This window comes from Halalkalibacter sp. HAAS-P013, assembly GCF_056619925.1.
In genome coordinates this window covers 1-24,566 of sequence record NZ_JBWQTU010000014.1, presented here as the reverse complement: position 1 = coordinate 24,566, position 24,566 = coordinate 1, and the positions used below count along the sequence as shown (strand labels likewise).

Here is a 24,566-nt window from a genome sequence, read left to right as displayed (position 1 = left end):
ATGATTCAAAACTATATAGATAATTACGTAAAGGCATTTTCAAATGAAATTTCTGATCTCCCAAATGGAATAGTAAAAAACTCAACGTTAGAAATTGAACAACACATGAATGAACTTTTTGAAGAATTGAAAAATAAAGGTTATCAGGAAAAAGAAATAATTCATGAGTTAAAAAAAGAGTTCCCAGAACCGGGGCTATTAGCCCGAAATTACATTGAGGAATATAAAACTGTAGATGCTGAAACTGTAAAAAAAAGAAAATCATTTTCGGCGTATACTTTATTATTGATTTTACCAGCCTTAATTATATTAATAATTCCAATTTACCTAAGTTATTTTGATATCTCATTAAATTCTCCATTTATTTTAGCTCTAGCCATTGGGGTTATAATGTTAAAATCTAAAAAGAATTTGCTAGATTATGAAAGTCTAAAAAAGTGCAAAGTGATTTTCCAATTAATATTAGCACTTTTATTTGGGGCATTTTCAATAGGTATAGCTTTTAATGAAGATTTTAATGTTGTTTTTTCCTCTTTATACTTAATTATTCTTTTAATTGTTTTATTTTTAATATACTTGGTATATAGGAGTGCTATCCGTTATCTAAGTTCAACTTAAACCAAAAAAACCTCAATATTATTGAGGTTTTTTTATTTATATTTATTTCTTTATTTATACTTGAGAACAAGTAGCCCAAAATGCTAAATCACAAGCAATTCCACAACCAATGCCAATGCCGATATTTACAACACCTAAAGGCCCGCATAAAGCTAAACAAGCAAGAATACCAGAAGCTGTACAAGCGAAGCTAAATCCGTTAAGTGTGAAAGTGTTAGATATGCTGACCATTCCGTCATCAGAATTGTTACTAGTTTCTTTCAAGCTACTATATAGAACTTCTCCTGTGTCTGCACCTTCAGTTAAAATAATTGTTCTCTCTTCTACCGTTCTATTATCCATGTCAATCCAAGCTAAATCGCGAACAACTTTGTAATCTTTTGTGTAAAAATTAACTACTAAGGCAACTTTTTCATAAGTTTTCCCGTTGGGATGTTCTAAATTTTCAAGAATAAAAACATTGTTATCTTCGAAAGCTTCAAAACCTTCTCTCTTTAGTTCGTTAAAAATAGTTCTTACTTCTCTCTGTTGTTTTGCTAAAGATGAGTTGATAATACCCTTCTCATTTCCTTCTGCACCTATAGTAACGCTGATGCCTTCATTTTCTAGCTCTTCGATTGCTTCTTCTAAATTTGTAGAACAAGTTGTACACTCTCCTTGGTTTGCTGAGACAGCGGTCCCAAACGGAAGAAAAGCAAGAACAACAGCTAGAAAAACTAATAAACTCTTTGTTTTAAAACGTCTCATTTCATCAACTCCTAATTAATATTTTTTCGTTTCCATATTATCACACAAAAATGTAAGAAACTAGTAAAATATTAAAAAATAGTAAAATATTAAAAAATAGTAAAATAGAACCACTTAATAAACGAGTTTTCTGTTTACTCATTACCGTTCCATGTACTGCATTTTGATTCTGATAATTGGTATCCTATTTGGACGTTTAGTGCTACGAAACTCGATGTTATGGCTTCTCTCTAGGGTCAAGATATAGGATTTCAAAATAGAATTTGTCAAAAGCAATGGGCCCGTATAAAAAGAAGAGGGTGTTCTGAAAGAGAACACCCCAGGATCTTCGTTAATTGAGTTTATGAACTGTATAAGCACAGCAATACTTTTAAGTTATGACCCTTATTCAACAAAAATAATGCCGACCTCAAATCGGCATTAGGATTTGTTGGATTATTATTTTTAAACGACTTTATCTCAATTCATCATTCAAAGGTACAATTACTTCATCTAATGTCGTTCTCCACTGCCGCTTCATTTCCGGTCCTCAATTAAAGTAACAGCAGATACTTATCTGGATGTAACAGAAAAGATTGAAGAGGATGAACTGAAGAAATTTGCTGCTTACACAAAAAGATAAACGGAGTCGGCACAAAATTGGCACGACCCCGTTTCATTTATCTTTAATTACCTCTCAAACCCTTACGCTATAAGGATTTCAAACAATTACCCAATCGAACCTTCCATCTCAAACTTGATGAGACGGTTCATCTCAACGGCATATTCCATTGGAAGTTCTTTTGTGAATGGCTCGATGAAGCCCATTACGATCATTTCTGTTGCTTCTTGCTCAGAAATACCACGGCTCATTAGGTAGAAGAGTTGATCTTCAGATACTTTTGATACCGTTGCTTCATGCTCAAGCGTAATGTTGTTGTTTAGAATTTCATTGTAAGGAATTGTATCTGATGTTGACTCGTTATCCATGATTAGTGTATCACACTCAATCTTCGACTTAGAACCTTCAGAACGACGGCCAAAGTGACAGATACCACGGTACGTTACTTTACCACCATGTTTTGAAATCGACTTCGATACAATCGTTGATGAACAGTTAGGCGCTAAGTGATGAACCTTTGCACCAGCATCTTGGTGCTGTCCTTTTCCTGCGATTGCGATTGAAAGGATCGTACCTTTTGCCCCTTCACCACGCATCACAACAGCTGGATACTTCATCGTCAACTTAGAACCGATGTTACCATCAACCCACTCCATTGTTGCACCTGCATCTGCAACTGCACGCTTTGTAACTAGGTTAAAGATGTTTGGAGCCCAGTTTTGGATCGTCGTGTAACGGCAGTATGCGTCTTTTTTAACGATGATTTCAACAACCGCACTGTGTAGTGAGTTTGTTGAATAAACTGGTGCTGTACATCCTTCTACATAGTGTACAGAACTGTCTTCATCAGCGATGATTAACGTACGCTCAAATTGCCCCATGTTCTCAGAGTTAATACGGAAGTACGCTTGAAGAGGTGTTTCTGTTTTTACGCCTTTTGGTACGTAAATGAAAGATCCACCAGACCAAACAGCTGAGTTAAGTGCTGCGAACTTGTTATCAGTTGGAGGAATGATTGTTCCAAAGTGCTCTTTGAAAATTTCCTCATGCTCTTTTAACGCTGTATCTGTGTCTGTAAATAGAATTCCTAAATCAGTTAATTCTTCTTTCATGTTGTGGTATACAACTTCAGACTCATACTGAGCAGAAACCCCTGCTAAATACTTTTGTTCTGCCTCTGGGATCCCAAGCTTATCAAACGTGTTTTTGATTTCTTCTGGTACTTCATCCCAAGACTTCTCTGACTTCTCTGATGGCTTAACGTAGTACGTAATATCATCAAAGTTTAATTCAGCTAAATCTCCGCCCCATTGTGGCATAGGCATTTTATAAAATTGTTCTAATGATTTCAAACGGAAGTCTAACATCCATTGTGGTTCATCTTTCATGCGTGAGATTTCTTCAACGATTTCTTTCGTTAATCCACGCTTTGAACGGAAAATCGAAACATCTTTGTCCGAGAACCCATATTTATATTCTCCGATTTCAGGCATTTTTTTCGCCATTGTGAAAGCCTCCTCTATAATTATCGAGTGCAATGGTTTCACACGCTGCCCCTACATAATTCTTCTTGAGCTAAGGCAGCGGCTACGCACATTGCTTCAAGTTAGATCAATAAGGTCAAAACCCGACCTATTTATCTAACTTTCTTACTTGCGGTCGTTAATTCCCTTTTCCATTGCCTTCCATGCAAGGGTCGCACATTTAATACGAGCAGGAAACTTCGCCACACCTTGTAATGCTTCAATATCGCCTAAATCAAAACGCTCATCATCGTACTCTTTGCCGAGCATCATATCCGAAAACATTTGGGACATTTCAATTGCCTCATCCAATTTCAAGCCTTTTATTGCTTGAGTCATCATTGAAGCGGAGGCTAAACTGATTGAACATCCTTCTCCAACAAATTTCGCATCTGTGACCTTATCATCTTCTACTTTCATTTGAACTTGAATGCGGTCACCACATGTTGGGTTATTCATATTTACAGTAACCGTATCACCATCAAATTCCCCTCTGTTGCGTGGGTTTTTGTAGTGATCCATAATCACCTGTCTATAAAGTGTATCTAAATTAGAAGACATCGCCAAAGTACTCCTTTGTTTTTACTAGTCCAGTGACAAGTGCGTCAACGTCCTCTTTCCTGTTGTATAAATAAAAGCTAGCACGAGCTGTTGCTGTAACGTCAAGCCATTTCATGAGCGGCTGTGCACAGTGATGACCGGCACGAACAGCAATTCCCTCAGCATCTAGTACCGTTGCAACATCGTGAGGATGCACATCATTCAAATTAAATGTTACCACACCTGCGCGCTTTTTCGGTCCAAAAATTTTCAACCCATCAATTTCAGATAATTTTTCAATCGCATATTCAGCTAATTCATGCTCATGCTTTAATACATTATCTAAACCGACCTCTTCTAAGAAGTCTATGGCTGCACCTAGTCCAATAGCACCTGCGATTATTGGAGTCCCACCTTCAAATTTCCAAGGTAGCTCTTTCCATGTTGAATCTTGCAGTCCGACAAAATCAATCATTTCGCCACCAAACTCAATTGGCTCCATTTTTTCTAGGAGGTGTTTTTTGCCGTAAAGGGCGCCAATGCCAGTAGGACCACCCATTTTGTGACCTGAAAAAGCGAAAAAGTCACAATCTAGATCTTTTACGTCCACTTTCATATGCGGCGTACTTTGCGCACCATCAACAACCATAATCGCTCCATTACGATGAGCAATTTCAGCAATTTCTTTGATCGGGTTAATCGTTCCAAGCACATTTGAAACGTGCATAACGGAGACGATTTTTGTATTTTCTGTAATTGTCTTTTCAACTTCAGCTAAATCAAGTGTCCCATCTGGCTGAAGCGGGAAATATTTTAACGTTGCTCCTGTCACCTTGGCAACTTGTTGCCAAGGAATGATGTTGCTGTGATGCTCCATCATGGAGATCACAATTTCATCGCCTTCTTTCAAGTTGGCACGAGCGTAACTAGAAGCAACCAAATTTAACGCTGTCGTTGTACCACGTGTGAACACAATCTCTTCGATCGAGTTGGCACCGATAAAGTTACGAACTTTTTCACGAGCACCTTCATATCCATCCGTTGCAAGTGTTCCAAGCGTATGAACTCCGCGGTGAACATTTGAATTATAGCGACGGTAGTAATCATCCAGTGCTTCAATGACCTTTAGTGGTTTCTGAGAGGTTGCCGCGCTATCCAAATAGACAAGCGGATTCCCGTTTACATTTTGATCAAGAATCGGAAATTGCTTTTTTATCTCTTTGGCATCCATTATTGAACTTTCCCTTCGATTGCCTCTCTCAAACGCTCCTTAACAGACTCAATAGGAAGTTGCTCCACAACTGGTGCTAAGAAACCGTGAATAACTAAACGCTCTGCTTCTTTACGAGAAATCCCGCGACTCATTAAATAGAACATTTGCAATGGATCTACTTGACCAACAGATGCTGCGTGACCTGCCGTTACGTCATCTTCATCAATAAGAAGAATCGGATTCGCATCTCCACGTGCCTTTTCACTAAGCATTAATACACGCTCTGTCTGAACACCATTTGACTTTGTCGCACCATGTTCAATCTTTGTAATGCCGTTAAAGATCGCCGTCGCTGCTTCACGCATAACACCATGCTTAAGGATATGCCCTTCAGAATGCTTTCCGTGATGGAAAATCTGTGTTGTGAAGTTTTGCTTTTGCTCGCCACGGCCAATTGTTACGGTCTTCGTGTCAGCCCAAGAACCATCACCAACAAGATGAGTTGTATTTTCAGAAACCGTGTTGCCGTCATTCATTTGACCAAGAGCCCAGTCAACACGAGCATCTTTATCCACGTGTCCACGACGAACAACATACGTCGTTACATTGCTGCCAAAGTTATCAACTGCACCAAACGTAACTTTCGAGTTTGCTTTTGCGTAAACTTCTGCAACAATATTTGCTGCTACTGGTCCACTTACCTTTGATGTGTAGTTTTCCACATATGTGACAGAACTGTTTTCTTCTGCTACAACGATCACGTGGTTAGAAAGAATCGCTTCTGGTGTTTCAAGTGAGAATACCGCTTGTAGTGGTACTTCCACTTGGACATTTTTTGGCACATAGATAAATGCTCCACCATTTAAAAGCGCTGCGTGCAAACCAAGAAGTCTGTTTTCTTGCGGCTTTACAGCTTCACCGAAAAAGTATGGCTTTACAAGGTCCGCATGCTTTTCAAGAGCTGTTTGGATGTCTGTAAAGATTACACCTTTTTCAGCTAGTTCCGCATTTGTCTTTGTATAAACAGCTGATGTATCTTGTTGAACATACAAGTTCTGCTCATCTGTCTCTTCGCCGATTAACGCTTGAAGTTCCTCTGCCAAAGCTTTTACAGAAGTAGCTTTCGGTTTTTGATTCATATCAAAGCGCGTTTGCGTGAACGTCCACTTATCAATTTTAGTTTTATCTGGCTTTGGAAGCTCTGCAGACCCAGAAACCTCTAAGCCTTTCAAACGAATGTCGCGAACCCAATCTGGTTCGTTGCGCCCATTCGAGAATGATTCAATTTGTTCTTTTCCGAACAATCCTTTTGTCTCGACTGACATACATTACCCACCCTTTACTATTGTACTGCTCGCTTCGTGCGAGGTTGCATGATCTTGATTCGTTACTGACCTATTTTTACGCTTCTTGGTTTGCTGCTTCTACACGCTCGTCTTCAATACCAAGCTCTTGTTTGATCCAGTCATATCCTTCTGCTTCTAAACGAGTAGCAAGCTCAGCGCCACCAGATTTCACAATGCGTCCTTGCATCATAACGTGTACTTTGTCAGGAGTGATGTAGTCAAGTAGACGTTGGTAGTGAGTGATAATTAAACAGCCAAAGTTCTCGCTGCGCATTTCGTTTACACCTTTTGAAACGACTTTAAGTGCATCGATATCTAAACCTGAGTCGATCTCGTCTAAAATAGCGATCTTTGGCTCAAGCATTAATAGTTGAAGAATTTCGTTACGCTTTTTCTCTCCACCAGAGAAACCTTCGTTTAAGTAACGGTGAGAGAAAGAATCGTCCATATCAAGAAGTTCCATTTTCTTATCTAATTGACGGATAAATTTCATTAGAGAAATTTCGTCGCCTTCTTCACGTTTCGAGTTGATTGCTGAACGTAAGAAGTCTGCATTTGTAATTCCGCTAATTTCACTTGGGTATTGCATTGCTAAGAAAAGACCAGCTTGTGCACGCTCGTCCACTTCCATTTCTAGCACGTCTTCTCCATTAATTGTTACAGATCCGCTTGTAATTTCATATTTAGGATGACCCATGATTGCTGAAGCAAGAGTCGATTTACCTGTTCCGTTTGGCCCCATGATTGCATGGAACTCCCCACCTTTGATTTCAAGGCTGAAATCTTTTAAGATTTCTTTTCCTTCAACTGATACGTTAAGGTTCTCAATTTTTAAAAATGGTACTGACATTTACAATGACCTCCAATGTATTTTGCTTCATCTATGATAAAGCTTGCTAATTTTTGTAATAGTTTTATTCTCAATCTATTCTCATTACAATCTTATACTAAATCTATTCTTAGTTCAAGGACGGTGAATCAATTATAACTACATTTATACTATGGTTATAGTGTAAACGTTTCCGTGCTATGGAACTGCGAGAACAAGAACTTTATGTAATAATTTTCACCTATTTATCCTTACTATCATTCCTATAAAATCCTCAAAGTAAACCGAAAAAAAAAACGGTTCATAGAAGAAGAGTAGCACCAAGTGGCACTACTCCTTCTAAATTTATCTTATTTATCTCGGTCTAGCCAAATTGAGCGGTTAGCTTTTTGCTCTTCTCATAGTCTTTTTCGCGTTCCTTCTCGACTTCTAACCGTTTTTCCAAGTTACGATTATACTCTGCATAACTTGTTCCGTGAGATTGGTGCATTGCTTTTTCCATTTCACCATTGTGTTGGTTTTTTAATAAATGGATAATAAATCAATCCTTTCTCGTTTTGTCACAAATAATCGTACCATAGTCAGAAAATTCGACCAACACGGAAATAACGAGGTAGATCGCGATATACAGACGTGAGATTTGATTATGTAATGTCAGAAAATGTTCCGATGCATTTCCTCGACCTTACAAAGCCAGAAAGCTTATCTCTTAATTATTGCAGCTGATTTTTATTGCCACCTATTTCTGAAATACACTCTTGAACAAGGGTTACAGCCTGACTCATAGCTGCTCCTCCACCAAATGCTGCTGTGACTCCGACCGTCTCTAAAATCTCCTCTTCCGTGCACCCTTGATCTAAGCACCCTTTTGCATGATAAATAATGCAATATTCATCTTGCGAATAAACACTAATTCCAAGAGCTATCATTTGCTTCTCTTTTTGAGACAGCTTTCCTTCTGCAAAACACGCCTCAGTAAAAGCATTATACTTCTTTGCTATATCAGGCATTTTCTGCGTGAAATTCCCTAGTCCTTGTTTATACTCCTGTAATGCCTGGTCAATCGGGTTATTTTGCTGCTGTTGATCCATCTAACATACCTCCTAATTCTAGTCATAACAACGATAGTATTCGTTAACCGTTAAAGCTTTATTCAACATTGAAAGTCCTCCATTTTTTTAGAAGGTTGAACGAAAACGAATCAAGGCCTTATGGAGCTTTTGCTCAAATTAGGCCTCTTTTCCCTTCGAACTGATTGGAATTGTAATTAAAAAGGTTGTGCCTTTTCCAACCTCACTATCAACGCTTATTTTTCCTCCGAGTTTCTCAATCGTGTTAAAAACGATCACCATGCCAAGTCCAGTTCCTTCGTTTTTTGTAGAATAATAAGGTTTTCCCATTTGACGAATCTCTTCCTCTGTCATACCAACTCCATTATCCTTAATACGAATCATGACATTCCGATTTTTTTCTAACACCTCTACAAAAAGAGTCCCACCTCTTTCTTTCATTGATTCAATCCCATTCTTGTATAGATTAATTAAAGATTGTTGAATTTGATTCTTATCATAGTGATTGAATAAGGAGTTTTCAAAACGGAAGCGTAAATCCACTTGGTGAAGATTAGCATAAGGTTTCATAATGCTATTAACATATTCTGTTTCTCCTTTTAAATCCGAATAAACCATGTTCTCAGCTTGCGGCTTAGCAAGCGAAAGAAAATCTGACACAATTGTTTCAGCTCTGTTTAGTTCTTTTAATGATAAATCAATATACCTTTTTTGTTCTTCATCCAATGTTTTTGACTGATTTAAAAGTTGAAGAAAGCCATTTGTAACGGTCAACGGGTTTCTAATTTCATGAGAAACACTAGCTGCTAACTCACTTATGAGCAGTGACTTTTCCGATTTTAATATTCGTTCTCGTGTTTTTATATTAGCGATAATCTTTTCCAACAACGACAAAATAACCAACATGCCTAACACATGTATGATAGTCACGTTTGCTGTAATGACCCAGAACTCTCTCGTTATCGTTTCAAAAAACGAAGACAAAGCAAAAAGATAAAGGACCATCGTTAGAAATGAAAACAATCCTGCAATCCAAACTTTTTTATTAGATTTATGCTGAAGAAACATATTACTCCAAAAAGGGATCAACATTAGAATAAGCGTCGAGAACTCGAGAGAACTAAGAAACCCTTCTGATCCAAGAAAGTAACGATACGTATTTAATACAACGTACAGAGGAATAGCAACTTTGTATCCACCGTATAGCGACGCAATAATGAAAGGAATATAGCGCAGATCAAAAATAAAGCCGAAATCTAATTGAATTGGAAACGACATACATAAGATCATCGACCCTGCTGAAAATAAAACGGTATGAACTGATTTATATTGAACCTTTTTCCTTCCTTCTAAAAAGACAAGATAGATAACTACTGGAAAGAGAAGAAACAAAAAATTGATTAGTAGTGTTTCAGTCAAAGGAAACACCCTTTCTTTAGTAATCACTAATTTCTCATGTTAACAAGCAAAAATCATTATTAAGAAAAGACTTTTCCCATTTTTCTATAATATCATACATAAAAAGAAAGCATCCTATCTCTATTTTAGGCTGCTTTCTGCTCTTCTATATTTTCATTTATTTTACGAAAGACAACATAAAAGTACGTTGAGCCTAACACATATAAGAAGGCTGTAATCGTAAAAACATACGCATATCCATAGTAGGCACCATAGATCATAACAATGGATGTTGATACAGGTCCCATAACTGCCCAGCCTAGCTGGAACACCATTTGACCAACTGAATTGGCTAATCCTTTCATTGAGTCATCAACCGTTCTCATCATTAATGCCATTTGAATCGGATTTCCAGCATTCATCAACGCTTGTCGAAATAAAAAGCCAACCACTGCTAACCAAAGTGTTTCGGTGTACGCTGTTAAGAGTAGAAACGGAAGCGATGCTAGTTGCAGCATTACAACCGCTTTGACCTCCCCAAACCGTTTAACGACAGAAGGCCCAATGCTTTTGGCTCGAAAAATTATCCTACCAACTTCTTGCGTTTAAAAACTCCTAAAAAAATCCGAGAAATAATCTTTACAATAAACACAGCAAACATAGAATGTATCCAAGTCCAGTGCCCTTTAAACTTAAGGGTCTTCGTGCACCGTTCAAGCCATATTTCATAGGCTGACTGAGGTATGCCAAATAACATAAGCTTTCCAATGATGCCAGGTAACTTTGAGTTGTAAGATGATTGACAATACCAAATTGATAAGAAAGGACAAACCAAGTAATCGTAAATAACATTAATTTTGAATTTATTCGGTAAAAAGCGAACCGGATATTTCACTTGTTTTGTCTCCACTAAAGTTTTGTCAAATGCAAAATTTACAAGGGCATTTACAAGGAATAAAGGCAACCAAATTTTCACTGACGGCTTTTTAAATAGTGTCGGGAAACTTAATATCCCAAAGATGATTCCAAATTTCAAGATCACTCGTTCCTTCATAAAAATGCACACTCCTTTATAAATGTAGGGTGTGCATTCGCAAATAAAACTATGATGACTTTACTTACCTAATACTGCCACAACAAGTCCTATTGCTAAGGCTATCATTGGCACTACGACGAAGTTAAAAATCATTTTTTTACGTTGCTTTTTCTTAAACGCTTCTTCAGGTGTTAAAAACATTTATTTCCTCCATATTTTTTATTTCACACAGAGGACGATTACATCCGGTAGCTGGCTGGCATACTGGCATTCCAATGAAGCCCCTTTAGCTTTGCGTCATCAACTTTCGGTGATTTTGCCCTTTTCGCATGTGTGTACATTTTAATTATCGACATCATTAGAAAAATGTTTAGATTTAATTTTATTTTCCTGATAAAGTCCCTGGTCATGTAAATAAGCAATCAGAAAAAAGGCCAGAGTAGAAGGCCACTGAAAAAGGTGTGGTTTTTTACCTTTTTCAGTGGCATTTAAGCAATGAGCGGAACCGTTGCTTTGTCTTAAAGCCTGCTATGAGTGGGTTTCTCATAGCAGGCGCGCAACGTGTGGAGCCATTGCTGCTTCCTCGAATCCGCTAGAAAGGACTTTTTCAGTGCCCTCCAGAGTAGAGCTTTTTCTTCTCTACTCTGGCTATCAATCTTAGCACCAGCCCTCGTCACAGCCTTCTACGTAAGACTTTACTTCATTAGGATTTTCTTGCTCATAGCGAAAGATTTTATCTTTTTCAAATTCAAAGCCTTCAGCCATTTCATGCTGAAATCCTTGATTTGTTTCAATCACTTTCCCTACTTGCGCATCCCCCATATATAAATTCATATGGCCGTTCTCATACTTTCCCTTTACCTTGCTTGTAACATCAACACGTACGAGACTCATGATATAACCCCCTTATACAGAAGTTAGTTTTATGGTGCCCTGGCTAGATGTTTTGCAATCATGGGGATATTATGAAAAAGAGGAAGAGCGACGTGTAACGGGTTCCGTCACCTATCTGGCAAACCATTAACAGCAAGTTTCTTTCCTCATAAAGCTGTTATTGGACTTTAAGGTGCAAAAACTTAGGGGTAATAGCCTACATAAAAACGATGATGGACTTTTAAAACCGAAATTCAAGGGTAATATTCTTCATAAAGCTGATGAAGGACTTTACAAGAAAGTAACCCAGAGGTAATGTTCTTCATAAAGCCAATGATGGACTTTTCTGACCTAAAAACCATTGGTAATGTCCTTCATAAAGCCAATGCAGGAATTAAGAGACAGAAACCCAACAATGGTTCGGTACTTTCTTTTAGGTGAATCAAAAAACCAAAAGGGAAATTCCCTTTTGGCCTAGATAGTGCGAACATGCTTGCACTGGCTCCACTCGCCGTGCGCCTTTTGAGAAGTTCGCTCAAAAGGCTTAAGACATTACGGCGGCTCCGCTCAGTGCTACGAAGATTAAACAAAAAGGAAAAGCACCTTTTTGTTTAATCTTCACTAATCATTTCTTCGTATTTTTCTGCTGTCATTAGCTTGTCAATTTCGCTTGAGTCGCTTGGTTCAACAACGATCATCCAAGCTTTTTCGTATGGAGACTCATTTACAAATTCAGGAGAATCATCAAGGTCTTCATTTATTTCAACGACCTTACCGCTTATTGGTGCATATAATTCAGATACCGTTTTTACTGACTCAACGCTACCAAAAGGCTCGTCCGCTTCAATCTCATCGCCTACTTCTGGAAGTTCAACGAATACGATGTCTCCAAGTTCAGATTGAGCGAAATCCGTGATCCCAACACGAACTTTCTCTCCTTCAACTTTTACCCATTCGTGCTCTTCTGAATACTTTAATTCCTTAGGTAAATTGCTCATTTCTAATACCTCCATCTAAATTAATACAAATTTTACTACATTATACCTTCTTTGCCATTGAAAACAAACAGTTAGATCCAAGATTCCTCAAATTGTTCTTCTTTAAACCCTACTGTCACCTTACTGCCATCCGTTGTGATCGGACGTTTGATCAGCATGCCGTCGGACGCAAGTAAGCTAAGAGCTTCATCTTCACTCATATCCTTAATTTTATCCTTCAATCCAAGTTCGCGATATTTTTGACCGCTCGTATTAAAAAACTTTTTAAGCTCTAAGCCACTCTTTTCCAAAAGATCACGGAGCTCTTCTTTTGATGGTGGTTGTTCTACAATATGTATAGCGTTCATTTCAATTCCTTTGTCAGCAAACCATTTTTTTGCTTTCCTGCATGTACCGCATTTTGGGTACTCATAAAACGTAATCGCCATTTTTCTCCCCTCCTTACACTCCACTATTTTTGTTCAGAAGCACAACATTATATACACCTTACTTTAGAAATCATCTTGGCTTCGTCATCTATTAAGGGAAAGCCAATGATTGGTACTTTCCCTTATTTATTATTACTCATCTTCGGTTTGTTCACAATTATTTAGCTCAATGATTTGCTCTGTATTCCAAGTTGTCTGCAAAGCATCATGAACAGAGCCTTCAATTGACTCGGACTTTTCTTCTATTCCGGTTAATGGAGCGGTGTAGCTGATTTTCTCTTTTTTTGGCAATTGGATCTCCTCCTCTGCTCGTCCTTGCTTTAGATTGTGTTTTTACAAGGGAAAACATGTGTCTAGCGAGTAATTAGCATATTTTTGCGAGTAAACAGCTAACAGCACTAGAATAATGGCAAAGAAGCCTCAAATATTTGAGACTTCTTTGCACTGAGAGGAGAATGCTCCATTTGAAAGGAATATATTTTATTTTTTGAGAGAGATGAACCTCTCAAAAAGTGATTACAACATTAAACAACATAGCGTTTTTCTTCTAATACTACTCCGGCAATTTGACGTTTCTTCGCAATCACATTGATTGGTGTGTGACGTGTTAACTTACGAAGAACACCCAGCATCGTGCGGAGCTTATCGCCTTCTTCCATACCTACAAGCGATTCCTTTGCATGTGCTTCAATACGGTTAAAGGCTTCTTGGCAATAGACTTGTGTCATGAGAAGCATTTGCCGCGCTTTATCTAAACCAGATTTAGTGATTGCCTTTTCGGTACGGAGAATGACTGATTCCATTGAATAGATTTCACTTACGATGTCAGCAACATTGGAAAGCTGTTCTTGCTCGTGCTGGAGTTTTTCTGCAAATTTTTGAGCGCCATTTCCAGCGACCATTAAGAAAATTTTCTTTGCCATGCCTAGAAGGTATTTCTCTTGCTCAAGTGGCTCATCACCAATTTCTTGTGGCATTAGCATCATGATTTCTTCTTGAAGGGCTGTCGCCTTTTGTAGTAGTGGCAGTTCACCTTTCATTGCTTTACGCATGATTGTTCCAGGAACGAGAAGGCGATTTATTTCATTTGTCCCCTCGAAGATTCGGTTAATACGAGAATCTCTGTACATACGCTCAACTTCATATTCAGCCATGAACCCATATCCACCATGGATTTGAACGGCTTCATCAACGACGTAATCAAGTGTCTCAGATCCAACTACTTTATTTAAGGAACATTCGATAGCGTACTCAGCAATCGCTTTTGCCACCGCGCGGCCATCTTTTTGCTCTTCGTCAGATAAACCGCCAAGGCGTTCTTCAAAAAGTCCTCCTGTTCGGTAGATTGAACTTTCTGCTGCGTATGTCGCTACAGCCATATTCGCTAATTTTTCTTGAATGAGCGAAAATTTTCCGATTGGGGTTTTAAATTGTTTTCGCTCAGTCGCATATGTTGCTGCAAGTTCAAGGGCTCGCTTCGCACTCCCAACACAACCGACTCCAAGCTTATACCGCCCAACATTTAAAATGTTAAAAGCAATCACATGACCTTTTCCGATTTCACCAAGGACATTATCAACAGGCACAAGTGCATCTTCTAAAATTAATGTTCTTGTTGAGGAGCCTTTGATCCCCATTTTCTTTTCTTCTGGGCCAGTTGAGACACCCTCAAAGTCCTTCTCGACAATAAAAGCAGTGAACTTATCTCCATCAATCTTTGCATAGACAATAAACACATCTGCAAAAGCCGAATTCGTAATCCACTGTTTTTCTCCATTTAGTACATAATGTGTACCTGCTTCATTTAGGATAGCCGTTGTTTTTGCTCCTAGGGCATCTGAACCTGAACTAGGCTCTGTTAATGCATATGCTGAGAGCTTAGCACCTGATGCCAAATCCGGGAGATATTTTTCTTTTTGTGCATGACTTCCGAAGAAAACGATAGGTAAAGAGCCAATTCCAACATGCGCACCGTGGCTAAGGCCGAACGCGCCGCCCCGGACGAATTTTTCAGAAATAAGAGAAGAACTAATTTTGTCTAGCCCCAGACCGCCATATTCTTCAGGGACATCTGCTCCAAGCAGCCCGAGTTCTCCAGCTTCTTTTAATAATCGAACCGTGTGATCAAATTGATGCTCCTCAATTTTTTCTAACACGGGCTCAACTTCCTTAATGACAAACTCTTCTGTTGTTCGGCCAATCATAACATGTTCGTCTGTGAAATCCTCTGGAGTAAATATCTTATCTGCCTCAAGATCCTCTACTAAAAAGCTCCCGCCTTTGACTACCTTGTCTTCTGTTTGACTCATATCCTGTTCCCCCTTTTTAATTAGCCAATCAGTTCAAATACTCCAGCAGCTCCCATGCCTCCGCCGATACACATTGTGACAACACCAAACTGTTCATTCCGACGCTTCATCTCATGCATAAGGGATAACGTTAATTTCGTACCCGTGCAACCGAGTGGATGCCCAAGTGCAATCGCACCACCATTGACATTGACTTTTGCATGATCAAGATTTAAGTAACGGATAACTTGTAATGCCTGTGAAGCAAAAGCTTCATTTAATTCGAACAAACCGATATCAGATAGTTCTAGCCCTGCTAACTGCAATGCTTTAGGGATTGCTTCAACCGGGCCGATCCCCATAATCTCTGGTGCCACACCTGCTACTGCAAAGGAACGAAATTTCACAATTGGTTGTAACCCGTTTGCCCTAGCTTCTTCACGGTCCATGACTAAAACAGATGCTGCACCATCGCTCATTTGTGACGAGTTCCCTGCTGTTACACTTCCTTTTGGGTGAAAGGCGGGTCTCAGTTTGGCTAACCCTTCTGCAGTTGTATCTGTTCTTACACCTTCATCCGTTGTAAATTGAACATGCTTCTCTTTCAATTTGTGATCATCACCAACCGAGCGAAGTGTTACATCAACAGGAACAATTTCATCTTTGAAGTGACCTGCACGAATTGCGGCTGCCGCTCGTTTATGACTTTCCACTGCAAATGCATCCTGGTCCGCACGGCTGACCTCAAAGCGACTTGCGACCTCTTCAGCTGTAAATCCCATTCCCATGTAATATTCAGGTTGTTCTTCTACAAGCTTCACATTTGGAGCAATGACATGACCGCCCATCGGAATCATGCTCATTGACTCTGCTCCTCCGGCTATGATTGCTTTTGATTGACTGAGCATGATTCGCTCAGCTCCGTACGCAATGCTTTGTAATCCAGATGAACAATAACGGTTGATCGTAATGGCAGGGACGGTGTTTGGCAATCCTGCTAACGCGGAAATGTTCCGAGCCATATTCATGCCTTGTTCAGCTTCTGGCATCGAACACCCGATAATCACATCCTCAACGAGTGATGCATCAAAATCTCCAGCACGTTTCAACGTTTCACGAACCGTGATCGCACCTAAATCATCTGGCCGGACATTTGCTAACGTGCCTTTTTTTGCTTTTCCGACTGGTGTACGTGCACCAGCTACAATCACTGCTTCTCTCATTGTGTAATCCCCTCCCTCTTGCCAATTAGTTACGAAGTGGTTTTCCTTTTGTTAACATATATTGCATCCTCTGTTGAGACTTAGGCTCGGCAACTAAGCTAAGAAATGCTTCTCGTTCTAAATCAAGCAAATACTGTTCGTCGACAAGCGTTCCTTTTGCGACTCTACCACCAGCAAGTAAGAATGCTAGTTTCTCTGCAATTTTTAAGTCGTGATCGGAAATCATGCCACCAAATTTCATCGTCTTTGCCCCAAGTAACATCGTTGCATAGCCGGTTTCACCAACGACTGGAATTTTCGTTCTTTCCGGAGGGCGATACCCTTTTGCATCTAAATGAAGAACCTCATTTTTCGCACGGTCAATAAGGAAATCCCCATTGATGACAATGCCATCTTTTGTACCTAAGAAGCCATGATCAACTGCCTCTTGTGCCGATGTCGATACTTTCGCCATCGCTATCGTTTCAAACGTTTTATTGGCTACCGATTGAAGGTCTTTTCTATCTGATTTTGCTAAGTTGCGAAGGTAGAGCTCTTTGTTTCCTCCACCACCTGGAATTAAACCGACTCCGACTTCAACTAAACCCATATATGTTTCAAGAGACGCTTGAATGCTAGCTGACGGCAAGCAAATTTCGGTCCCTCCACCTAGTGTCATCCCAAAAGGGGCTGTGACAACTGGCTTTTCTGAGTAACGAATGGTAGCCATTGCTTGTTGGAACTGACGCACAACGAGCTCGATTTCAAAGAAATTATCATCTTGTGCTTCCATTAAGATCATCATCAAGTTCGCACCAACACAAAAGTTTTTCCCTTGGTTGTTGATGACGAGCCCTTTATAATTTTTTTCTACTTCTTTAATCGATTTATTAATCATTTGAATAACATCTGCACCGATCGAGTTATTCGGTGAATGGAATTCAAGCAGTGCTACATCATCACCAATATCAAGTAAAGAAGCACCAGAATTTTTAAATACGACCTTATCTGGCTTTAATGATTTTAGGTTGACAATTTTTTCGTTAACTGGCTTCGCCTCATATCTTCCTTGGTGATAATAGGAGCCTCCTTGATAAAAGCTTTCTTGGCCAGACTCAAGCATTTCTTTTACCCATGCTGGAACGGTGTCTCCCTCTGCTTCCATTCGTTCTACAGACTTTGCTACACCGATTGCGTCCCACGTTTCAAACGGACCTAACTCCCAACCAAAACCCCACTTCATAGCTTGATCAACCGCATAAATGTCGTACGCGATTTCATACGCTTTGTCGGCAGAATAAAGGAGAACTGGTTTTAGTAAATTCCAAATGAGCTTTCCAGCCCTGTCATCGGCATATGTTAGCGTTTTTAATTTATCCGTCAATTTTTTGGCTTGCTTTGCACGTTCTATCGAAGGTGCTTTTAACTTTTTACGCTCGTTATATTGAAGAGTCTTTGGATCTAACTCAAGAATCTCTTTTCCTTGCTTCACATAAAAGCCTTGCCCGCTTTTGCTTCCAAGCCAGCCTTTTTCAGCCATATTTTTCATAAATTGCGGAGGGTCGAATATACTTTTTTCAGAGCCACTTGCGACATCGTACACGTTTTTTGCTACGTGCAAAAACGTGTCAAGTCCGACCACATCAAGCGTTCTAAACGAAGCACTTTTCGGACGTCCTAGTAACGGACCTGTGACTGAATCCACTTCCCCAACTGAATAATCGCCTTTTATCATTTCGTTTACCGTAACGAGTAATCCATATGTTCCAATACGGTTTGCGATGAAATTAGGTGTATCCTTACATTCGACGACACCTTTTCCGAGCACCTCTTCAGCAAACGCTTTCATAAATGTCGTAACATCGTCCTTTGTCTTTTCTGTTGGGATAATTTCTAATAATTTTAAGTATCTAGGCGGGTTGAAAAAATGTGTTCCAAGAAAGTGAGCTCGGAAATCTTCGGATAACTCTTTTGACATGGCTTCAATCGAGATTCCTGATGTATTTGAGCTGACAATCGTTCCTGGCTTCCTGACCTCATCTACTTTTTTTAATAGTTGCTGCTTAATAGTTAAGTTTTCAACAATTACTTCAATGATCCAATCGACTTCCTGAAGTCGGGTTAAGTCATCCTCGAGGTTTCCGGCTTCTATGTAAGAAGCTTTTGTTTTTGATGAAAGTGGTGCCGGCTTTTGCTTGGCTAGTTTTTGAATCGCGGTCGTACTTAAGCGATTACGAACAGCTTGATCTTCAAGCGTCAAACCTCTTGCTTCTTCTTGAGAGGTTACTTCGTTCGGCACAACATCAAGTAATAATGATGGGATACCGACGTTTGCTAAATGAGCTGCAATCCCTGAGCCCATCACGCCTGAACCAATTACTGCAACTTTCCTTATATGACGAGTCATAATTCTCCCCCTTTTACCATTTGAATATAAAATAAATAATGGCTTATAAAGATAACGAATGAATACTCATTCATTATTTCTACAAAAAAATAACGACAGTCAATTCTCATTTTCTTAGAATTATCATACCTAATAATTCCAAATTACGCAATAGATAATTCAGAAAAATTTGCAAAGTACAAAGATACTTTTAGTTTCATTTAAAAAAATCAACAAAAACCAAATTATGGTAACACCCCCTACTTGTTCATTACATAATAACACGTCTTTGTCTCTACACTAGTAAAGTATCCGAATGACGGATACGTTGCAATCGTGCAACATCCAAAGGAGGGTATATGATGGATCAAATGCAAGGAATGCCAAATCAACAGCAGACGGGGATGCAAAACCAAATGGGTGGACAACAGCAACAAATGACGTATCAAACACCACCTCCTATTATTACAACAAAGGACCATTTGTATCTAAACGATATGCTTTCTTGGAACTTACTTGCGATGAAGAAAGCTCACTTCTTCGCAGAGCAATGTCAAGACCAAGAAATTAAATCCGTTTTAGAGAAAACGGGTCAAATGCATCAGCGTCACTATCAAAAAATCCTAAGTCACTTAAAAACACAGCAACAACAGCAATCAATACCAATGCAATAAAGTTCATTCCAAAAGGACACTTCTCCCTTTTTGAATAACTTTAGATTATAGGAGGTATTTGCATCATGAATCAGCAATCTGAAAAAATTCAAAATCCAGCAATGCAAGTTCCTAAAACTCCACAGATGAACGACCGTGACTATATTAACGATATTTTATCTTGTGCAAAAATGATGACGAACAATTATAGTGTTGCGTTAAATGAGATGAGTAACGATCAATTATACCAAGACCTTTCTCAAATCTTTAACGAAACTCAAAATTGTCAGCGCGAGCTTTACAACACGATGTTCCGCAAAGGGTTTTATGGCTTGGAAGCAGAAGATCAGCAAAAAATTGATCAATCGCACCAACAGTTTTCTGGTTACAGTACACAATTTCCTTATCAGCAATAACGCTATACACCAAAAGGTCGAAGCGACCTTTTGGTGCTTTTATATATTAACAAACGCATGACGACCATTCGTCATACGTTTTAACTTTTTAATTTTCTCCGGTCCATTCTTGATGTGATTTGAACTGGCTTGTAGTTTTTTTCTATATTTTTTAAACGAACAATTGCCATATACAAAATAAGAGCTAGCGTCACACCTGTTAGTCCACCTGAAAAATCTAAGAGTACATCTTGGACTAATGGAGTTCGATTTGGTGTGAAAGCTTGATGGATTTCATCTGAAATCGCATAAAGTAGTACAAAAAGAAGGGATCCAAAATAGCTCAATTTCTTTTGGCAACCGCTAGCCCATAGTGCGCGGTATGTCAAAAACCCTAAGAGGAAGAAAAAGCCAAAATGAGCACCTTTTCGAATAAGGAATTCAATAAAGCTCTCTATTCCTAATCGTTCCACACTAATTTCATTTCCCGCATATTGAAAACGAATACCTTCTAACAAACTTTGCGCTCTTCCATCAGTGAGTTGATTTTTTATGATAATTAATAATTCCTCGATTCGAAACGCAAATAACATTCCTAGAAGCGCTAACACACCACATATAGCAATGAGGATCACAACAAAGCCCAACGCTTTCCCAACTAGTTTATATCCATGTTTACGTATGGCTTTCATGACATAAGTGACAATCACTGCAAACGCAAGAAAAAGGAACGTTCCTATAATAAAGACGAGCACCTTCCATCTATCTACAATTACCTGCATCGTCCGCTTAAATCCATTTTCTTCCACATACAGACGATGCTGCACATGTTCCATTTTGAGCTGATTATACATCTCTTTCATTTTGTCTAAATCCGTAGCTTGAGAGATATATGGTCTTATGTCTTGTTGCTCATAAGGTTGAGAAGATGCCGTAAAAATCATCGCTGCTACAAACAAAACAGGCAACCAGTAAAAAACTACGATCTTTAACCATTTTTTCATATTTACTCCTAATTTATCCGTAGATTCTTCCGTACTCTATTATACCATAGGTCGATGAATGGCCTTACTGTCGTAAACTAGGAAAGATTCTATTAATTTAGCATTTGATTTACATATTCTCGAATAACTTGTCATACAATTTAACAACACTTGAAAAGGTTGGTGATCGTATGGCAATTGTGACTCTAGTTGAATACCTCAGAAACAGTCAATTACCTGTAACCATTCATCTTAATGATGTTAGTTTACGTAACGTCACTTTAGATTTCTTTGAAATTTCCGAAAAAGATTTATGGCTATTCACCAAGGAAGGACATGAAGTAAAAGTCGATATTAGTGATTTTACATTAATAGATTTTGATGCTACGGTTCATAAGGCATTTACTAGTATAGAAATGGTCAGTCAACTTAGAACCCTCAAAGAAGATATCCCTTATAATGCTTACGTAAAAAACTCTAATAATCAAGTCATCGCAAGTTTTATCTGCATTGGTGGGAACTGTTAACGAACAAAAAAAAGCTGCCTCAACAAGGTTTTCCTTTTGAGACAGTTTTTTTATATTGATTATACCCCTATAGGTAGGGGCAAGACCCCTCTTTATCACACTAAAGCACTCACTCGGCTTTCAGTCTCCACATGACGCTTGTGAAATCGCCCCTTACTTTTGGAATGTTGATCCCGACATTCATTAGCTCATCGCCGTAGTACGACTGGCCAAGTTCAGCAATCGTGTACTTTTTGTCTGGATCTAATCCTTGTAATTTCACCGACACAAAAGCAGAGTTCGCTTCATCTAATACTCTAAAATGAGCAAACACGGCTTCGGATTTATCTTCAGATACAAACATCCAAGCTGTGTAATTGCCTTCAAAAGGGCTTAGTAAACGATAGAAGTCACCGAATTGAATAAGCGGTCGGATTTCTATATAGTACTCTACTTGGTCAATGACCTCACGTTGCTCTTCCTCTGTCATTTTCGTTAAATCTAACTCATAGCCAAGGTTGCCAGACATTGCGACATGACCACGCATCTCAAGTGAAGTAATTCGGTTTACTTGATGGTTCGGTACATCAGACACATGCGCTCCCATTGAACTAACTGGGTAAACAAGACTTGTACCGTATTGAATTTTCAAGCGCGAAATCGCATCCGTGTTATCACTCGTCCATGTTTGCGGCATGTAATATAGCATTCCAGGGTCAAAACGTCCACCTCCACCTGAGCAGCTTTCAAATAAAATGTGTGGAAACTTTGTTGTGATTTCGTCCATCACTCGGTACACCCCAAGGACAAAACGATGCGCCACTTCTCTTTGTCGTTCCGCTGCAAGCGTTGCCGAACCAGCTTCTGTCATATGGCGGTTCATGTCCCATTTTACATATGTGATCGGTGCACTTGAAAGAATCGTGGAAATTCTGTTAATAATCTCATCACACACTTCTTTTCGAGAAAAATCTAAAATTAATTGGTTTCTTCCTGTAGACTTATTACGATCTGGAACATGAATGCACCAGTCTGGATGCTCACGAAACAAATCACTGTTTTCAGATACCATTTCCGGTTCAAACCAAAGCCCAAATTGCATATCCGTGTTACGAACGTTGTCCACTAACGATTCTAACCCATTTGGAAGCTTATTTTTATCAACAAACCAATCGCCAAGAGATGTATTGTCATCATCACGCTTGCCAAACCAGCCGTCATCTAGTACGAATAACTCGATCCCTAGGTCTTTTCCTTTGCGGGCAATATCGGTAATCTTTTCTTCATTAAAATCAAAATACGTCGCTTCCCAGTTGTTAATAAGAATTGGACGTTCCTGATCTCTAAACTCTCCGCGGCACAAACGCGTGCGGTAAAGCTTATGGAAGGTACGTGACATTTCCCCAAGTCCATTGGACGAGTAAACCATTACAGCTTCTGGTGCAGTGAACGTTTCACCTGGTTCAAGAAGCCAAGTAAAATCAAATGAGTTGATCCCCATCGTTAGACGCGTGCAGTCAAATTGATCGACTTCGACAGAAGCTTCAAAATTCCCACTGTACACAAGGTTAATCCCGTATGCATCTCCGCGGTCTTCCTTCGTATCTTTTCTAACTAACGAAATGAACGGATTTTGCTGATGACTGCTTGTGCCGCGACGGCTTTCAACAGATTGAACTCCGTAACGCAGCTCTGTTCGATTAATATAACGTTCTCTTTCATGAGCTCCGTAAAGCGTGATCATCTCAAACTGATTATCTTGAAAATCTATATTCATACTAGAAGCCTTCATTACTTTCAGATTGGACGAACCTTCGTTTTCCAACTGAACCGAGCGAGTAATCACATCTAGATCGGCATAGGCCGTATAAAGCAGCTTCACTTTTAAGCCGATTAGTTCATCAAAGAGAATCAACTCTAATGTTTCGGCCTCATCATCAGACTCAATATATGTTGCAGGAAGCCCTTCAAGTGTTGGCTTTCCTTTTACAATTGTGTGAGAAAGATAGCGCAAATCGGTGATTGTACTGCCATTTTCAAGCTGAACTTGATAAGCTGGTGTCCGAAAGTCCGTATTGCCATATGCCGGATATTCTTGCGGCAATGTATCTAAAGAAAACGCGCGTTCACTTGGAACAGGATTAGGTGAAAAGCCTCTATCTCTAAAACGAACCTGGTTTGAATGATTATACTCATTAATTTTTTTGCCCCAATATAGGTGAGCTAAATAACCATCATTTATAATTTGCATAACATAGCTCGTGTTTTTAGCTTTTAAATGAAATGTTTTTGTCTCTTGATTAAACGTAATAGCCATGTGTCCCTCCTGCTTTTGAAGAGGCTGCATAAACAGCCTCCGTTTTCAACGGTTCATTCCTAGTACTCTCTTACTTTATTGCTCCCTTTGTTACTCCACTAATAATCCATTTTTGTGCAAATAGATACACAATCAACATCGGTAATAGCGCTAGTAAGTAAGATGCAAATGCTAGGTTGTAGTTCACGCTGAACTGTGATTGGAATATATACTGTACTAATGGAAGCGTTGCATCCGCACGGTCTGATAGGATGACAAGCGGCAACATGAAGTCATTCCACGCCCAAAGTGCTGTTAGAATTCCAACTGTTGCATTCATCGGTGCTAAAAGTGGGAAAACGACTCTCCAGAATACGCCCCATCTGCTGCATCCATCAATAATGGCTGCTTCTTCTAACTCTTTTGGTATCGTCTTAATGTATCCAACATACAGGAATATATTGAACGCTAGGCCGTACACAACATACAAAATAATCAGCCCAGTCGGGTTGTTCAAATTTAGCGCACTCATTTGTTTGACAATCGGTAACATGATGATTGGAAATGGTACGAACATTGCACTGACAAAATAATAGAATAAAATTTTATAGATGCGTTTGTGCATGTTTCTAGCAAT

25 protein-coding genes, 1 pseudogene and 1 riboswitch are annotated in these 24,566 nt (G+C 39.1%); of the genes and pseudogenes, 4 read left to right on the top strand and 22 right to left on the bottom strand.

Features of this window, described 5'->3' with window-relative positions; all coding sequences use genetic code 11:
- The gene (locus AC1FXP_RS17985) at positions 1–618 is read left to right on the top strand and encodes a hypothetical protein (RefSeq protein WP_480063373.1); all 618 of its coding nucleotides are present in this window, start codon (positions 1–3) and stop codon (positions 616–618) included.
- 54 nt (positions 619–672) lie between these two features.
- On the opposite strand, the gene AC1FXP_RS17980 is transcribed toward AC1FXP_RS17985, so the two are convergent.
- From AC1FXP_RS17980 to AC1FXP_RS17890, 19 genes and pseudogenes are all read right to left on the bottom strand, one after another.
- Positions 673–1,365: a putative immunity/bacteriocin fusion bifunctional protein gene (locus tag AC1FXP_RS17980; protein ID WP_480063372.1), complete on the bottom strand. Its 693-nt coding sequence runs from the start codon at positions 1,363–1,365 to the stop codon at positions 673–675.
- Positions 1,366–2,073: 708 nt separating this feature from the next.
- Positions 2,074–3,471, bottom strand: coding sequence for a Fe-S cluster assembly protein SufB (gene sufB, locus AC1FXP_RS17975; protein ID WP_480063371.1), 1,398 nt, complete (start codon positions 3,469–3,471; stop codon positions 2,074–2,076).
- Positions 3,472–3,615: 144 nt separating this feature from the next.
- The gene (gene sufU, locus AC1FXP_RS17970) at positions 3,616–4,050 is read right to left on the bottom strand and encodes a Fe-S cluster assembly sulfur transfer protein SufU (protein WP_480063370.1); all 435 of its coding nucleotides are present in this window, start codon (positions 4,048–4,050) and stop codon (positions 3,616–3,618) included.
- Complete coding sequence (locus tag AC1FXP_RS17965) at positions 4,040–5,260, bottom strand: cysteine desulfurase (RefSeq protein WP_480063369.1); 1,221 nt, start codon at positions 5,258–5,260, stop codon at positions 4,040–4,042. The genes sufU and AC1FXP_RS17965 overlap by 11 nt, the downstream gene beginning before the upstream one ends.
- Complete coding sequence (gene sufD, locus AC1FXP_RS17960) at positions 5,260–6,567, bottom strand: Fe-S cluster assembly protein SufD (RefSeq protein WP_480063368.1); 1,308 nt, start codon at positions 6,565–6,567, stop codon at positions 5,260–5,262. The genes AC1FXP_RS17965 and sufD overlap by 1 nt, the downstream gene beginning before the upstream one ends.
- Before the next feature lie 76 nt (positions 6,568–6,643).
- Entirely contained in the window at positions 6,644–7,438 is a 795-nt protein-coding gene (sufC, locus tag AC1FXP_RS17955; protein ID WP_250098809.1) for a Fe-S cluster assembly ATPase SufC, read from the bottom strand.
- A 343-nt stretch (positions 7,439–7,781) separates the two neighbouring features.
- The gene (locus tag AC1FXP_RS17950; protein ID WP_480063366.1) at positions 7,782–7,919 is read right to left on the bottom strand and encodes a YuzK family famiily protein; all 138 of its coding nucleotides are present in this window, start codon (positions 7,917–7,919) and stop codon (positions 7,782–7,784) included.
- Positions 7,920–8,130: 211 nt separating this feature from the next.
- Positions 8,131–8,508 carry a carboxymuconolactone decarboxylase family protein gene (locus AC1FXP_RS17945; protein WP_480063365.1) on the bottom strand — a complete coding sequence of 126 codons (378 nt, stop codon included), beginning with the start codon at positions 8,506–8,508 and terminating at the stop codon, positions 8,131–8,133.
- A 138-nt stretch (positions 8,509–8,646) separates the two neighbouring features.
- Positions 8,647–9,906, bottom strand: coding sequence for an ATP-binding protein (locus tag AC1FXP_RS17940; protein ID WP_480063364.1), 1,260 nt, complete (start codon positions 9,904–9,906; stop codon positions 8,647–8,649).
- 125 nt (positions 9,907–10,031) lie between these two features.
- Positions 10,032–10,460, bottom strand: a pseudogene (locus AC1FXP_RS17935) (MFS transporter); the annotation flags it as partial.
- 8 nt (positions 10,461–10,468) lie between these two features.
- Positions 10,469–10,939 (bottom strand): CBO0543 family protein, encoded by a 471-nt coding sequence (locus AC1FXP_RS17930; protein WP_480063363.1) that lies wholly within the window; start codon positions 10,937–10,939, stop codon positions 10,469–10,471.
- A 60-nt stretch (positions 10,940–10,999) separates the two neighbouring features.
- A complete protein-coding gene (locus tag AC1FXP_RS17925; RefSeq protein WP_275980364.1) occupies positions 11,000–11,122 on the bottom strand; it encodes a hypothetical protein in 123 nt (40 codons plus the stop codon).
- Between the two features lie 43 nt (positions 11,123–11,165).
- Positions 11,166–11,252: riboswitch (cyclic di-GMP riboswitch) on the bottom strand.
- A 326-nt stretch (positions 11,253–11,578) separates the two neighbouring features.
- Positions 11,579–11,815 (bottom strand): YusG family protein, encoded by a 237-nt coding sequence (locus AC1FXP_RS17920; protein WP_480063362.1) that lies wholly within the window; start codon positions 11,813–11,815, stop codon positions 11,579–11,581.
- Between the two features lie 590 nt (positions 11,816–12,405).
- Positions 12,406–12,792, bottom strand: coding sequence for a glycine cleavage system protein GcvH (gene gcvH / locus AC1FXP_RS17915; protein ID WP_480063361.1), 387 nt, complete (start codon positions 12,790–12,792; stop codon positions 12,406–12,408).
- A gap of 71 nt (positions 12,793–12,863) precedes the next feature.
- Positions 12,864–13,220: an arsenate reductase family protein gene (locus tag AC1FXP_RS17910; RefSeq protein WP_480063360.1), complete on the bottom strand. Its 357-nt coding sequence runs from the start codon at positions 13,218–13,220 to the stop codon at positions 12,864–12,866.
- Between the two features lie 132 nt (positions 13,221–13,352).
- Positions 13,353–13,511, bottom strand: coding sequence for a hypothetical protein (locus tag AC1FXP_RS17905; RefSeq protein WP_480063359.1), 159 nt, complete (start codon positions 13,509–13,511; stop codon positions 13,353–13,355).
- Between the two features lie 233 nt (positions 13,512–13,744).
- Entirely contained in the window at positions 13,745–15,529 is a 1,785-nt protein-coding gene (locus AC1FXP_RS17900; RefSeq protein WP_480063358.1) for an acyl-CoA dehydrogenase family protein, read from the bottom strand.
- Between the two features lie 20 nt (positions 15,530–15,549).
- Positions 15,550–16,731, bottom strand: a complete 1,182-nt coding sequence (locus AC1FXP_RS17895) for an acetyl-CoA C-acetyltransferase (RefSeq protein ID WP_480063357.1) — start codon at positions 16,729–16,731, stop codon at positions 15,550–15,552.
- Positions 16,732–16,756: 25 nt separating this feature from the next.
- A complete protein-coding gene (locus AC1FXP_RS17890) occupies positions 16,757–19,117 on the bottom strand; it encodes a 3-hydroxyacyl-CoA dehydrogenase/enoyl-CoA hydratase family protein (RefSeq protein ID WP_480063356.1) in 2,361 nt (786 codons plus the stop codon).
- A 338-nt stretch (positions 19,118–19,455) separates the two neighbouring features.
- Between AC1FXP_RS17890 and AC1FXP_RS17885 the strand changes: the two genes are divergently transcribed.
- Both AC1FXP_RS17885 and AC1FXP_RS17880 read left to right on the top strand, forming a co-directional pair.
- Positions 19,456–19,770 carry a hypothetical protein gene (locus AC1FXP_RS17885; RefSeq protein ID WP_480063355.1) on the top strand — a complete coding sequence of 105 codons (315 nt, stop codon included), beginning with the start codon at positions 19,456–19,458 and terminating at the stop codon, positions 19,768–19,770.
- Positions 19,771–19,835: 65 nt separating this feature from the next.
- Positions 19,836–20,165 (top strand): spore coat protein, encoded by a 330-nt coding sequence (locus tag AC1FXP_RS17880; protein WP_480063354.1) that lies wholly within the window; start codon positions 19,836–19,838, stop codon positions 20,163–20,165.
- A gap of 80 nt (positions 20,166–20,245) precedes the next feature.
- On the opposite strand, the gene AC1FXP_RS17875 is transcribed toward AC1FXP_RS17880, so the two are convergent.
- The gene (locus AC1FXP_RS17875; protein WP_480063353.1) at positions 20,246–21,148 is read right to left on the bottom strand and encodes a VanZ family protein; all 903 of its coding nucleotides are present in this window, start codon (positions 21,146–21,148) and stop codon (positions 20,246–20,248) included.
- 170 nt (positions 21,149–21,318) lie between these two features.
- Here AC1FXP_RS17875 and AC1FXP_RS17870 point away from each other — a divergent pair, with 170 nt between their 5' ends.
- Positions 21,319–21,654 carry a hypothetical protein gene (locus tag AC1FXP_RS17870; RefSeq protein ID WP_480063352.1) on the top strand — a complete coding sequence of 112 codons (336 nt, stop codon included), beginning with the start codon at positions 21,319–21,321 and terminating at the stop codon, positions 21,652–21,654.
- Positions 21,655–21,763: 109 nt separating this feature from the next.
- On the opposite strand, the gene AC1FXP_RS17865 is transcribed toward AC1FXP_RS17870, so the two are convergent.
- Positions 21,764–23,950, bottom strand: a complete 2,187-nt coding sequence (locus AC1FXP_RS17865; protein ID WP_480063351.1) for an alpha-galactosidase — start codon at positions 23,948–23,950, stop codon at positions 21,764–21,766.
- A 70-nt stretch (positions 23,951–24,020) separates the two neighbouring features.
- The coding region (locus tag AC1FXP_RS17860) for a carbohydrate ABC transporter permease (protein WP_480063350.1) at positions 24,021–24,566 on the bottom strand (546 nt) is incomplete at its 5' end.

Excerpts from the sequence above, each read along its gene's own strand:
- AC1FXP_RS17985 (WP_480063373.1), top strand. The coding sequence starts at position 1 with ATGATTCAAAACTATATAGATAATTACGTAAAGGCATTTTCAAATGAA.
- AC1FXP_RS17980 (WP_480063372.1), bottom strand. The coding sequence starts at position 1,365 with ATGAGACGTTTTAAAACAAAGAGTTTATTAGTTTTTCTAGCTGTTGTT.
- sufB (WP_480063371.1), bottom strand. The coding sequence starts at position 3,471 with ATGGCGAAAAAAATGCCTGAAATCGGAGAATATAAATATGGGTTCTCG.
- sufU (WP_480063370.1), bottom strand. The coding sequence starts at position 4,050 with ATGTCTTCTAATTTAGATACACTTTATAGACAGGTGATTATGGATCAC.
- AC1FXP_RS17965 (WP_480063369.1), bottom strand. The coding sequence starts at position 5,260 with ATGGATGCCAAAGAGATAAAAAAGCAATTTCCGATTCTTGATCAAAAT.
- sufD (WP_480063368.1), bottom strand. The coding sequence starts at position 6,567 with ATGTCAGTCGAGACAAAAGGATTGTTCGGAAAAGAACAAATTGAATCA.
- sufC (WP_250098809.1), bottom strand. The coding sequence starts at position 7,438 with ATGTCAGTACCATTTTTAAAAATTGAGAACCTTAACGTATCAGTTGAA.
- AC1FXP_RS17950 (WP_480063366.1), bottom strand. The coding sequence starts at position 7,919 with ATGGAAAAAGCAATGCACCAATCTCACGGAACAAGTTATGCAGAGTAT.
- AC1FXP_RS17945 (WP_480063365.1), bottom strand. The coding sequence starts at position 8,508 with ATGGATCAACAGCAGCAAAATAACCCGATTGACCAGGCATTACAGGAG.
- AC1FXP_RS17930 (WP_480063363.1), bottom strand. The coding sequence starts at position 10,939 with ATGAAGGAACGAGTGATCTTGAAATTTGGAATCATCTTTGGGATATTA.
- AC1FXP_RS17925 (WP_275980364.1), bottom strand. The coding sequence starts at position 11,122 with ATGTTTTTAACACCTGAAGAAGCGTTTAAGAAAAAGCAACGTAAAAAA.
- AC1FXP_RS17920 (WP_480063362.1), bottom strand. The coding sequence starts at position 11,815 with ATGAGTCTCGTACGTGTTGATGTTACAAGCAAGGTAAAGGGAAAGTAT.
- gcvH (WP_480063361.1), bottom strand. The coding sequence starts at position 12,792 with ATGAGCAATTTACCTAAGGAATTAAAGTATTCAGAAGAGCACGAATGG.
- AC1FXP_RS17910 (WP_480063360.1), bottom strand. The coding sequence starts at position 13,220 with ATGGCGATTACGTTTTATGAGTACCCAAAATGCGGTACATGCAGGAAA.
- AC1FXP_RS17900 (WP_480063358.1), bottom strand. The coding sequence starts at position 15,529 with ATGAGTCAAACAGAAGACAAGGTAGTCAAAGGCGGGAGCTTTTTAGTA.
- AC1FXP_RS17895 (WP_480063357.1), bottom strand. The coding sequence starts at position 16,731 with ATGAGAGAAGCAGTGATTGTAGCTGGTGCACGTACACCAGTCGGAAAA.
- AC1FXP_RS17890 (WP_480063356.1), bottom strand. The coding sequence starts at position 19,117 with ATGACTCGTCATATAAGGAAAGTTGCAGTAATTGGTTCAGGCGTGATG.
- AC1FXP_RS17885 (WP_480063355.1), top strand. The coding sequence starts at position 19,456 with ATGATGGATCAAATGCAAGGAATGCCAAATCAACAGCAGACGGGGATG.
- AC1FXP_RS17880 (WP_480063354.1), top strand. The coding sequence starts at position 19,836 with ATGAATCAGCAATCTGAAAAAATTCAAAATCCAGCAATGCAAGTTCCT.
- AC1FXP_RS17875 (WP_480063353.1), bottom strand. The coding sequence starts at position 21,148 with ATGAAAAAATGGTTAAAGATCGTAGTTTTTTACTGGTTGCCTGTTTTG.
- AC1FXP_RS17870 (WP_480063352.1), top strand. The coding sequence starts at position 21,319 with ATGGCAATTGTGACTCTAGTTGAATACCTCAGAAACAGTCAATTACCT.
- AC1FXP_RS17865 (WP_480063351.1), bottom strand. The coding sequence starts at position 23,950 with ATGGCTATTACGTTTAATCAAGAGACAAAAACATTTCATTTAAAAGCT.